This is a genomic window from Stenotrophomonas sp. As-7 (genome assembly GCF_030291015.1).
GTDB lineage: Bacteria > Pseudomonadota > Gammaproteobacteria > Xanthomonadales > Xanthomonadaceae > Stenotrophomonas > Stenotrophomonas lactitubi.
Map to the genome: position 1 here is coordinate 4,651,091 of NZ_CP127405.1, position 11,410 is coordinate 4,662,500.

The window sequence follows — 11,410 nt, forward strand, 5'->3', positions numbered from 1 at the left end:
CGGACGAGTCTTGGCCGGCAAAGGGGTGCGCTAGTATAACGGCCGACCTGCGGGGCATTCCGTACCCGGAAGGAGCAGGTGGATGGAACATCGGCTGCCCACGGGCACGCCCGGCGAGCCTGGTGCGGTGCCGTTGCCGCCCGGTCGCCTGCAGTTCGAACAGGTTGCGGCGGCCCTGCTGGCCGATGGCGTGGTGGCTGCGCACGAGCGCGAGCGCATCCGTTTTTCCGCGCAGGGCGCCCGCAATGCCAGTGAAGTACATCCGCTGGTGCTGCTGTCCAACCTCAAGCTGGCCGCAAGCGACGGCGGCGACCTCAATCTGGAACGCCTCACCGAGTGGCTGGCCCAGCGCACCGGCAGCCGCTACCTGCGCATCGATCCAACCCGGGTCGACGTCGCTTCGGTCACCGCCGTGGCCTCGCACGCCTACGCGCGCCGCCATCGCTTCCTGCCGCTGGCGGTGGATGGCGAACGCGTGCTGGTGGCCACCAGCGAGCCGCTGGCCCAGGAATGGCTGCGCGACCTGCAGCACCTGACCCGGCTGCGCATCGAGCTGGCGGTGGTCAATCCGCTCGACCTGCACCGTTACACCATGGAGTTCTTCGGCGTCACCCGCTCGGTGCGCGGAGCCCGTGGCGACGTGCGTGGCGAGGCCAACACCACCCTGCCCAGCTTCGAGCAGCTGGTCGAACTGGGCCGTACCGGCGACGTCAATGCCGACGACCAGCACATCGTGCACATCGTCGACTGGCTGCTGCAGTACGCCTACGAACAGCGCGCGTCGGACATCCACCTGGAGCCACGCCGCGACATGGGCCGCATGCGCTTCCGCATCGACGGCGTGCTGCACAAGGTGTTCGAAGTGCCGCCGGCGGTGATGACCGCCGTGGTCAGCCGCATCAAGGTGCTGGGACGCATGGACCTGGCCGAGCGCCGGCGCCCGCAGGATGGCCGCATCAAGACCCGCTCGCCCGGCGGCCGTGAAGTGGAAATGCGCCTGTCGACCATGCCGACCGCCTTCGGCGAAAAGTGCGTGATGCGCATCTTCGACCCGGAAGCGGCCTTCAAGAGCATCGACCAGCTCGGCTTCAGCCCGCAGGAAGCGGCCGGCTGGACCGCCCTGGTCGAGCGCCCGCACGGCATCGTGCTGGTCACCGGCCCGACCGGTTCGGGCAAGACCACCACCCTGTATTCCACCCTGAAGCGGCTGGCCACGCCGGACGTCAACGTGTGCACGGTGGAAGACCCGATCGAGATGATCGCGCCGGAATTCAACCAGATGCAGGTGCAGACCAACATCGACCTGGACTTCGCCAGCGGTGTGCGCACCCTGCTGCGGCAGGACCCGGACATCATCATGATCGGCGAGATCCGCGACCTGGAAACCGCGCAGATGGCGGTGCAGGCCTCGGTGACCGGCCACCTGGTGCTGTCCACCCTGCACACCAACGATGCGCCCTCGGCCATCACCCGCCTGCTCGACCTGGGCGTGCCGCATTACCTGCTGTCATCCACCGTCAACGGCATCCTCGCCCAGCGCCTGGTGCGCACCCTGTGCCCGCACTGCAAGCAGCCGCACACCCTCGGCAGGGCCGATTGGGCGGTGCTGGCTGATAGCGAAGCTGCATATCCAGATGCCGCCACGCCCTGTCGGCCGGTCGGTTGCCTGGAGTGCCGGCGCACCGGATTCCTCGGCCGCATCGGCCTGTATGAGTTGCTGCCATTGGGCTCGCGCCTGCGCGGGCTGATCCGTGCGGACATGGATCTGGCCGGTTTCAACCGCGCCGCGCGTGCTGAAGGCGTGCGAACCCTGCGCCAGGCCGGGCTTGAAAAGGTGGCACAGGGGCTGACTACAATCGAGGAAGTCCTGTCCGTACTGCCTCCCCCGGATGAATCCAGCGCCCTTCCTGATCCTTGAAACCGGCCGCCCCGTGCCGTCGCTGCGCCGTTACGGGCGCTTTCCGCACTGGATCCGGGTGGCCGCCGGCCTGGAAGAACACGAGACCGTGGTGGTCGACGTCGAGCATGGCGCCGACCTGCCCGATCCGCGCGACTTCGCCGGCGTGCTGGTGACCGGCTCGGCCGCATTCGTCACCGACCATGCCGAATGGAGCGAACGCAGTGCCGCCTGGCTGCGGCAGACCGCGCACGACGACGTGCCGGTGTTCGGCATCTGCTACGGCCACCAGCTGCTGGCCCACGCGCTGGGCGGCGAAGTGGCCTACAACCCCGCCGGGCGCGAATCGGGAACCATTGAATTGGCACTGGACCCGCAGGCCGCGCAGGACCCCTTGTTCCAGGGCCTGCCGAGCCACTTCGCGGCCCACGCCACCCATCTGCAGACCGTGCTGCGCGTGCCTGAAGGTGCCGCCGTGCTGGCACGCTCGCCGCTGGATGGCTGCCACGCCTTCCGCTGGGGCCGCCAGGCCTGGGGCGTGCAGTTCCATCCGGAATTCGCCACCCACCACATGCGTGGCTACGTGCGCGCGCGCGCCGACTGCATCGGCCGACATGGTGGTTGTGCGCGCAGCATCGAGCGCGCGGTCAGCGCCGCCCCGCTGGCCCGCCAGCTGTTGCGGCGCTTTGTCCGCCAGGCCCGGCTGTCTTCAGCCCAGCCGGTGGCAAAACAGGGATAATCGGCGGCACGGGCACACCGCCCGGCCCCTCCTGTCCCTCCCCGGATGTCCATGAAAGAGATTCGCAAGCTGCCAGCCTCGGCGGGCGCCCAGTGGTTGCTGGATACGTTCTCGCTGTATCGGCGTGCGCCGCTGCAGCTGGCCCGGATCGGCCTGACCTGGCTGCTGGTGAACTGGGTGGTCACCCTGCTGGGGACGATGCTGCCCGGCACCGCCGGCCTGGCCCTGCAGATGATGACGCTGGTGATCTCACCGGTGATGTTCGGCGGCATGCTGTACGCCATGGGTGAGATCGACCAGGGCCGTCCCGGCCTGGCCACCCATCTGCTGCAGCCGATCCGCGACCGCCGTGTCAGCCACCTGCTGGTGCCGCTGGCGATCCAGGTGCTGGCCGTGCTGCTGCTCGGCGCGCTGCTGTACCTGATGATCGGCCGCGAGGGCTTCACCGCCTTCAGCGACACCATGACCAAGATGCAGGAACTCGGCCGCAGCGGGCAGCAGATCAGCCCGGAAACCGCCGCCGAACTGGTCGCCAACCTGCCGGCGCAGCGCATCGCGCTGTGGATGCTGCTGGTGTTCTGCACCGCCGTGGCCCTGACCCTGGCGATGTTCACCCAGCCGGCACTGGTGGTGTTCGACCGCCAGAGCGGCATGCACGCCCTGCGCCTGAGCCTGCAGGGCTGCATCGAGAACATCGGCGCCACTGCCGTGTTCACCGTGCTCGGCCTGATCGCCGCGTTCTGCGTCTATGTGCTGTTCGTGATCGTGGTCCAGCTCGGCATGCTGATCGGCGGCCCGCTGGCGGCGGCATTCATCGCGCAGCTGGTGTTCACCACGGTGCTGATGCCGCTGTATGTCGGCGCGGTCTATGCGGCCTGGAAGCAGATGTTCGTGCATCGCGGCAGCCGCGGCGCACCGCCGGTGCCGCAGTCGCCGCCTGCCAACGACGTCTTCCACGCCTGAGCAGGCGCTCAACGGTAGCGCCGGGCCAAGCCCGGCGGATGGATGTCACCTCGCCCCTCGAACGCCGGGCATGGCCCGGCGCTACCGGGAATCAGGCAGCGGGCTTCTTGACCACCGAAGACGGCACCAGCCAGCGCGCGGCGTGGATGCCCAGCTCGTACAGCAGGCACATCGGGATCGCCAGCATCAGCTGCGACACCACATCCGGCGGGGTCAGGATCGCAGCGAGCACGAAGATGCCGACAATCGCGTAGCCGCGCCCTTCCTTGAACTGCTGCGGCGTGATCCAGCCCAGCAGCACCAGGATCACCATCGCCACCGGCAATTCGAAACTGCCGCCGAAGGCGAAGAAGATCGCCAGCACGAAATCCAGGTAGGCGTTCGCATCCGGCGTAATCGCGATCACTTCCGGGCTGAAGGTAGTGAGGAAGTGGAAGACCGCCGGCAGCACCAGGAAATAGGCGAAGGCGCAGCCGGTATAGAACAGCAGCACCGACGAGACCAGCAGCGGCATCGCCAGGCGCTTCTCGCGTGCATACAGGCCCGGCGCGACGAAGGCCCACAGCTGGTACAGCAGCCACGGCACGGCCACGAACAAGGCCACGAAGAACGTCAGCTTCAACGGCGCGAAGAAGGCGCCGGCCGGGTTGGTGGCGATCATCGTCTGCCCGTTGGGCAACTGCGAGATCAGCGGCTCGGCCAATGCGTTGTAGAGCTTCTGGGTGAACGGCAGCAGGCCCAGCAGAACCACGCCCAGCCCCAGCAGCGCACGCACCAGGCGCGCGCGCAGTTCAACCAGGTGTTCCACCAGCGAGCTTTCGCCGAAGTCGTGTTCGCTCATGACGGGCGCTCCGTGCGGGCAGGCGCTTCGGCCGCGGCATCAGCAACGGCATCGCCTGCGGGTTCGACGGTGGTGGGCGCATTGGCAGCACCTTCCGCCGAAGCCACCACCGGCTCGGTCGCCTCCACCAGATGGGGGGGCTGTTCGGCCGGGGCGGGCGCACGCACCTGCTGCGCCAGCGTGTCGCTGTGCTGTTGCATCTGCTCGGCCTCGCGGCGTACGGCTTCGCCGCTGGCACGCAGCTGGTTCTCGGTGTCCTGCATGCCCTGGCGCACGTCCTGCATCTGCCGCTTGATGTCTTCGGCCTGCAGTTCGCGTTCCAGTTCCTGCTTGACCGAATCCCATTGATTACGCGCGCGGCGCACCCACAGCCCGGCGAAGCGGGCCGCCTTGGGCAGGCGCTCAGGTCCGAGCACCACCAAGGCGACAACCGCGATCACCAGCAGTTCGCTGAAGCCGATATCAAACACCGCAACCGCTCCGGATCAACGCGCGTTGCGGTCGTGCTCGTCCTGCGCGGTGCGCGAGGCGTCCTGGCTGCGCGACTCATCGCCCAACTGTGCGTTCGGCTTGTCTTCGTCGTGCATGCCCTTCTTGAATTCCTTGACCGCCGAGCCGAGATCCTTGGCACCACTGGTCAGGCGCTTGGTGCCGAACACCAGCAGGACGATGACGAGCACGACCAACCAATGCCAGATGCTGAAACTGCCCATAAGTCGCTCGTTACGTTAGTGATCAGATTGCCGAGCATAGCGCACCGGCTGTAAGCCGGCGCGCGTGACGAAAGTCAGTTGTTGCCCAGCGTTTCAGTGCGGATTTCACCGTCATTGACCGGCTGGAAACCCTGCTGGGCCGGTGGCGGGGTCTGCGGCACGGCCTGCAACGGCGCCGTGGTCGCTTCAACCGGTGCCGCAGGTGCTGCCTGAACAGGCGCCGGGGCGGGCGCTGCAGCGGCGGCCGGACGCGGTGCGTCATTGCCACCGTTGCGGTTGTTGCGCGCCGCGTAGGTCGCCTCTTCCAGGCGATCACGGAAAGCGACCACATCCATTGACGGCGAGCCAGCCGCGCGTCCCTCGAAGATCATCCGCGGCGTCGTGTTGCTGCCGTAGGCGTCGAGATTGGCGGCATCGTCGATCTGCAGGATCGCACCATCCAGGGCAACGCCTGCGAACAGGCCACGGGCGCGCGACCACGACCAGATTTCGGCCTTCAGCTGGCCATCGGTGGCGGCGGCGGCATTGCGGCCGACCGGACCGGCTGCCACGCCGGCATCGGCGCCGAGGGTGAACTTGCCGTTGACGAGATTGTCCAGGCTGCGGTCGTTGCGGAACACCAGCACAACGTCGGAGGACTGCACGCCAGCCTGGAAGCCGATGCTGCCGCCGGTGAGCTTGATGAATACCGGGTTGGACCACGCACCATTGGGCATGCGCACCGACATCAGGCCGTGGCCACGGCGTCCGCCGATCACCAGACCGGCCTTGATCGTGTCGGGAATGACGATGACCGCGCGGCCTTCGTCGAGCAATTTGTCCGGAATGCCCTGTTCAGGGATTCCCTGGATTTCAGCCAGTACACGCACCGCGTTGCGGGCGCGCTGGTCTTCCTGCGGTCCGGCCATGGCCTGGCTGGACAGCAGGCTGGCGGCGATCAGCAGGGCTTGGATCGGGCGACGCATGGCAGGCTCCAGAAGTCAGTCCATAGGAAGATATAGCAAGTGACTGAAATTAGTAGTGTTGTGATGAATCCCCAATGAGCGTTGCCTGCTCACATTGGCCTCAGCAATGACATCGATGCGAAGCCTGCATACCGACGTGACGATGGAATCGGCGACAATAGCGCCCATGCTCGACGCACCCGATACCGCCGTATTGGCGGTCAACCTAGGCACGCCCGAGACGCCGACGGCTCCCGCTGTTCGTCGTTACCTGGCCGAATTCCTGTCCGACCCGCGCGTGGTCGCGATACCGGCACTGCTGTGGCAGCCTCTGCTGCGCGGCCTGATCCTGCCGCTGCGCAGTGGCCGCTCGGCCGCCAAGTACGCCCAGGTGTGGCTGCCGGAAGGCTCGCCGCTGATGGTCCACACCCGCCAGTTGGCGCAGGCGATGCAGACGCTGCTGCCGACGCTGCGCGTGCGCCCCGCGATGCGCTACGGCGAACCGGCGCTGACCACCGAGCTGGATCGGCTGGCCAGCGAGGGCGTGCGCCGCATCGTGGTCTTGCCGCTGTATCCGCAGTATTCGACCACCACCACCGCCTCGGTCGAAGACCGCGTGGATGCGTGGCAGCGCAGGAACCCGCAGGTCACCGTCAGTCTGGTGCAGGACTATTCGATCGATCCCGACTGGGTTGCCGCCGTCGCCGGCTCGATCCAGCGCTATTGGCAGCAGCAGGGTCGCGGCCAGAAGCTGATGTTCTCCTTCCATGGCATTCCGCAGCGCCTTGCCGATGCCGGCGATCCCTATCCGCAGCGCTGCGAGGCCAGTGCACGCGCGATCGCCGCGGCGCTCGGCCTGGGCGCAGACGAGTGGCAGCTGGGTTACCAGTCGCGCTTCGGCCGCGAACGCTGGCTGCAGCCCTACGCCGAACCCAGCCTGTGGGAGCTGGCCGAAGCGGGGGTGAAACAGATCGATGTGGTCTGCCCCGGATTTGCCACCGACTGCCTGGAAACACTGGAAGAAGTCGCCATGGGCTTCACCGAGACATTGGCTGAGCGCGGCGCGCAGATGCGTTACATCCCCTGCCTCAACGCCGAACCGGAACACGCCCGCGCATTGGCTCGGCTGGCCGTGGCCTCGCTGGCATGACCCTGCAGCCGTTTGAACTGCAGGTCGCAGGCGTCCGCGTGGCCGGCCTGCGCCGTGCGGGCGACGGGCCGCGCGTGCTGGCCCTGCACGGCTGGCTCGACAATGCGGCCAGCTTCGTACCGCTGGCGCCGCATCTGCCACAACTGGATCTGGTGGCGATCGACCTGCCCGGACACGGCCACAGCGCACATCTGCCCACCGGTGCGGTGTACACGACGCCGGCGGCGATCACCCATGTGCTCGATGTCGCCGACGCGCTGGGCTGGGACCGGTTCACCCTCATGGGCCATTCGATGGGTGCCGGCATCGCCAGCCTCACCGCGGCGGTCAGTGATCGCATCGAACGCCTGGTCGCCATCGAGGCGCTCGGCGGCCTGCGCGGACCGGAAGAAGACACCGCCAGCCGTCTGCGCGAACACGTCGATGCCACCCGCGCACTCGCGCGCAAGCAGCTGCGCGTGTTCCCCGATCTGGCCGCACCGATCCGGGCGCGGATGATGACCAACCAGCTCAGCGAAGGCTGCGCGCGCCTGCTGGTCGAACGCGGTGTCGAGCCGGTCGAAGGCGGCTATCGCTGGTGCAGCGATCCGCGCCTGATGCTGCCCACTGCGATCCGTCTCAGCGAAGGCCAGATCGACAACCTGCTGCAGGCCATCAGCTGCCCGACCCAGGTGATCTACGCCACGCCTGCGCAGTCGTACTATCCCGAGCCGATGCGCAGTGAGCGCCTGCAGCACCTGCGTGATGGCCGCCTGGCGGTATTCCCCGGCAACCATCATCTGCACATGGAACACCCGGCACAGATTGCCGCGGTCATCGATGCATTCCTGAGCGGAAACGCCAACGCACGCTGACCATCGTCGGCTGCGCGCACTTCACTCTGCGCCAGTGCGGCCGATAGAACGGTAGTGGGCCCCTGCGCCCACAGCACGCAGGCCCTTTGTGCCTGCGGCTCGTTCCTGGTTCTGCAAGGAAGACCGCATGTCCCGTCTGCTGCACCGTCATCCACAGGATGTGGTCACGGTGTCTGTCCTCCGCGTCGCAGCCTGCGCCGCATTCCCTGAATTTCCCGACCCTGCCGTCGTTGCGCTCGTCCGCGCAGCGCGTTGCATGGCCGCTGCCGTCCGTTGATCCAGGAGTTGCCGATGTCCATTGCGTCCTCCCGCCCGCCCGACCAGGGCCGTGTCCCTTATCTGCAACAGCTGGCACAGCGAGGCGATCGTCGCCTGCTGCTGGGCAGCGTCGTGTTTGCGTTGATCGGCCTTGTGCTGGCCGTGCGCGGTACGTCGCTGCCCGCCGCGAGCGCCGTTGCCGCTGCGGTGCTGCCAGCCGCCTGGCTGGGCTGGCGCCAGGCCGGCCATGTGCTCGCGCGCAACGGCCTGGCCGTAGTGCTTTCACTGCAGTTGAGCCTGCTCTGCCATATCAGCGGATTGAATGCCGCATTGCCCATCGCGCTGCTGCTGGGCGTGCTGCTCATCCAGCGTGACCGCATGCCGTTGTGGCTGGCCGGCGCGGTGGGTGTCAGTGCGTTGCTGGCGCCGTTGCTTGATGGAGCGACCGTCCTGCCACCACTGTTGAATGCTACGGCCCTGGCAGTGCTGACGCTGGTGCTGGGGCAGACCGCCGCACGCCTGCGTCAACAGAGCGAAGCGCTGGGTCACGGACCGCACCGCCTGGCCGCACTGGCACGCGACATCGCCACGGGCGCCGACCTCGGCGCACACAGCGATGCACGCAACTACGCACCCGGTTCACTGGCCCACGCGCTGGCCGATACCGCACGTCATGTGCAGGCGCAGCGCGGCCGCGAAGCCGAAGCACATGCCGAAAACGCGCAGATCCGCCAGGCACTGGATGCCTCGCGCACGGCGATGATGATTGCCGACAACGATCACGTCATCCGCTACGTCAACCGCTCGGTGGTGGCGCTGCTGCGCAACCAGCAGGCCACGCTGCGCCAGGCGTTCCCCGATTTCGACGCAGAGCGGCTGGTCGGCAGCAGCATCCATCGTTTCCATGCCAACCCTGACCGCATCCGCGGCATCCTCAACGGGTTGCAGGCGACGCACAACGGCAAGGTGCGGATCGGGCCGGTGCATTTCGCGCAGGTGGTCACCCCGGTGTTCGATGCACAGGGCGCGCGCCTGGGCTTTGCGGTGGAATGGCATGACCGCACCCATGAACTGACGCTGGAGAATGCCGTTGCCGGGATTGTCGATGCCGCCGCGCACGGTGATCTCGAACAGCGCCTGCAGGCCAGCGAAGGCGCCAGCTTCCTCGACGGCCTGACAGGGGGCATCAACCAGCTGCTGGACACCCTGGGCAGCACGGTCGACGAAGTTCGGCAGATGCTTTCGGCAATGGCCAACGGCGATCTCGACCGCCGCATGCAGGGCGAGTATCACGGCGCGTTCGCCGCCATCCAGCGCGATGCCAACGCCACTGCCAGCCAGCTGGCACGCATGGTCGGGCACATCCAGCACTGCGCCACCACCATCAGCACGGCCGCCAGCGAAATCGCCGCCGGCAACGGCGCCCTGTCCGAGCGCAGCGAACGACAGGCTGCGCATCTGCAGGAAACCGCAGCCTCAATGGAGGAGCTGACGGCCACCGTGCGCCAGAATGCAGCGCATGCGCGTCAGGCCAGTGAGCTGGCCGCCTCCACCCAGGGCGCAGCAAGTGATGGCAACCACGCCATGCAGCGGGTGGTCGACACCATGCAGGCCATCGAAGGCGCGTCGAAGCGGATCGGCGACATTACCGGCGTGATCGACGGCATTGCCTTCCAGACCAACATCCTCGCGCTCAACGCAGCGGTCGAAGCGGCACGCGCCGGCGAGCAGGGGCGCGGGTTCGCGGTCGTCGCCAGCGAGGTCCGCGTGCTGGCGCAGCGATCGGCGGCAGCCGCCCAGGAGATCAAGGTCCTCATCGACGAGGCAGGTCGTCAGGTCGGCGAGGGCGCCCAGTTGGTCGCCGATGCCGGACAACGCATGCAGGGCATCGTCGGCGGCGTGGAGAACGTAAGCCACCTGATGCGCGAGATCTCGGCGGCATCGCAGGAGCAGTCCTCCGGTATCGAGCAGATCAACCAGACGGTGGTGCAGATGGACCAGGCCACACAACAGAATGCGGCCCTGGTGGAAGAAGCCACCGCAGCAGCGCGGGAACTGCAAGCGCAGGCAGGTGAATTGAACCAGGCGGTATCGGTGTTCCGGCAGCGCGAGGCCGCGTTGATCGACTGAGTCGACCCTGCACCATGCTCCATGGAAGGCGGCGCCCGCAGGGCGCCGCCTTTTTGTTGGGCGCGGTTCGCGGCAGGGTTCGTTGGCTCAACGGGTACGAAGGCAGTCCATTCAAGGCTGCCCGGCACACGATGATGAAGGCCGAGGGCGCCTGCCGTTGCGGCGAAGTAACTCCGCCTGCCGTTGAGCTCTACAGAAAGCGGCGCCCTTGGGCGCCGCTTTCTTATGCTTGGTGCCGGCCATCTGCTGGCCCCCGGTAGTGCCGGCCGCTGGCCGGCAACCCCATGAACCTCACGCAGCTGCACGTGATTGCCGGCCAGCGGCCGGCACTACCCTTGGTTTCTCGCGCACAAAGAAAAACCCCGCTGCATGAGCAGCGGGGTTTTCGGGGTATAAACCCTGGCGATGACCTACTCTCGCATGGCTTAGGCCACACTACCATCGGCGCAGCTACGTTTCACTTCCGAGTTCGGGATGGGATCGGGTGGTTCCATAGCGCTAATTTCACCAGGGAGGCGGTTGGAGTGTCGCTTCGGACGTCGTGTCTTTGCAGGAGGCGGGCATGGTGATGCCAGCGTTGCAAAGAGACACGCCTGAGCGCCTGCCTCTCGTTTGGTCTTGTGACGTAGCGTGCACTTGGATCTATCGACATGTCATGTCGGCCAAGGCAACTTGAGGTTATATGGTCAAGCCTCTCGGATCATTAGTATCAGTTAGCTCAATACATTGCTGTACTTACACACCTGACCTATCAACCACGTAGTCTACATGGTTCCTTCAGGGGGCTTGTGCCCCGGGAGATCTCATCTTGAGGCGCGCTTCCCGCTTAGATGCTTTCAGCGGTTATCGCTTCCGAACATAGCTACCCGGCAATGCCACTGGCGTGACAACCGGAACACCAGAGGTTCGTCCACTCCGGTC

11 protein-coding genes and 2 rRNA genes (1 of these 13 only partly in view) are annotated in these 11,410 nt (G+C 66.8%); 7 read left to right on the forward strand and 6 right to left on the reverse strand.

Features of this window, described 5'->3' with window-relative positions:
• Positions 1 to 82 precede the first annotated feature (82 nt).
• The 3 genes from QP457_RS21190 to QP457_RS21200 are packed head-to-tail and all read left to right on the forward strand — an operon-like array spanning position 83 to position 3,599.
• Positions 83 to 1,918: a GspE/PulE family protein gene (locus tag QP457_RS21190; protein ID WP_205404574.1), complete on the forward strand. Its 1,836-nt coding sequence runs from the start codon at positions 83 to 85 to the stop codon at positions 1,916 to 1,918.
• Complete coding sequence (locus QP457_RS21195; RefSeq protein ID WP_100461962.1) at positions 1,890 to 2,636, forward strand: glutamine amidotransferase; 747 nt, start codon at positions 1,890 to 1,892, stop codon at positions 2,634 to 2,636. Before QP457_RS21190 ends, QP457_RS21195 begins: the two co-directional genes overlap by 29 nt.
• Positions 2,637 to 2,687: 51 nt before the next feature.
• Complete coding sequence (locus QP457_RS21200; protein ID WP_089237918.1) at positions 2,688 to 3,599, forward strand: BPSS1780 family membrane protein; 912 nt, start codon at positions 2,688 to 2,690, stop codon at positions 3,597 to 3,599.
• Positions 3,600 to 3,690: 91 nt separating this feature from the next.
• Here QP457_RS21200 and tatC read toward each other — a convergent pair whose 3' ends face one another.
• The 4 genes from tatC to QP457_RS21220 form a co-directional block, all read right to left on the reverse strand.
• Complete coding sequence (tatC, locus tag QP457_RS21205) at positions 3,691 to 4,440, reverse strand: twin-arginine translocase subunit TatC (RefSeq protein ID WP_099819942.1); 750 nt, start codon at positions 4,438 to 4,440, stop codon at positions 3,691 to 3,693.
• Complete coding sequence (gene tatB / locus QP457_RS21210; RefSeq protein WP_205404575.1) at positions 4,437 to 4,910, reverse strand: Sec-independent protein translocase protein TatB; 474 nt, start codon at positions 4,908 to 4,910, stop codon at positions 4,437 to 4,439. The genes tatC and tatB overlap by 4 nt, the downstream gene beginning before the upstream one ends.
• Before the next feature lie 15 nt (positions 4,911 to 4,925).
• On the reverse strand, positions 4,926 to 5,153 hold the full coding sequence (gene tatA / locus QP457_RS21215; protein ID WP_180164873.1) for a Sec-independent protein translocase subunit TatA: 228 nt from the start codon (positions 5,151 to 5,153) through the stop codon (positions 4,926 to 4,928).
• A gap of 74 nt (positions 5,154 to 5,227) precedes the next feature.
• Positions 5,228 to 6,118: a YSC84-related protein gene (locus QP457_RS21220; RefSeq protein ID WP_099819945.1), complete on the reverse strand. Its 891-nt coding sequence runs from the start codon at positions 6,116 to 6,118 to the stop codon at positions 5,228 to 5,230.
• 166 nt (positions 6,119 to 6,284) lie between these two features.
• Here QP457_RS21220 and hemH point away from each other — a divergent pair, with 166 nt between their 5' ends.
• The 4 genes from hemH (at position 6,285) to QP457_RS21240 (ending at position 10,489) form a co-directional block, all read left to right on the forward strand.
• Positions 6,285 to 7,247, forward strand: a complete 963-nt coding sequence (gene hemH, locus QP457_RS21225; protein ID WP_205404578.1) for a ferrochelatase — start codon at positions 6,285 to 6,287, stop codon at positions 7,245 to 7,247.
• Positions 7,244 to 8,101: an alpha/beta hydrolase gene (locus QP457_RS21230; RefSeq protein WP_100554041.1), complete on the forward strand. Its 858-nt coding sequence runs from the start codon at positions 7,244 to 7,246 to the stop codon at positions 8,099 to 8,101. Before hemH ends, QP457_RS21230 begins: the two co-directional genes overlap by 4 nt.
• Before the next feature lie 127 nt (positions 8,102 to 8,228).
• A complete protein-coding gene (locus tag QP457_RS21235) occupies positions 8,229 to 8,378 on the forward strand; it encodes a hypothetical protein (RefSeq protein ID WP_165781014.1) in 150 nt (49 codons plus the stop codon).
• Positions 8,379 to 8,392: 14 nt separating this feature from the next.
• Entirely contained in the window at positions 8,393 to 10,489 is a 2,097-nt protein-coding gene (locus QP457_RS21240) for a methyl-accepting chemotaxis protein (protein WP_100554042.1), read from the forward strand.
• Positions 10,490 to 10,886: 397 nt separating this feature from the next.
• On the opposite strand, the gene rrf is transcribed toward QP457_RS21240, so the two are convergent.
• Both rrf and QP457_RS21250 read right to left on the reverse strand, forming a co-directional pair.
• Positions 10,887 to 11,001, reverse strand: a 5S ribosomal RNA gene (gene rrf / locus QP457_RS21245).
• Positions 11,002 to 11,171: 170 nt separating this feature from the next.
• Positions 11,172 to 11,410, reverse strand: a 23S ribosomal RNA gene (locus tag QP457_RS21250); it runs 2,642 nt beyond the window's last position.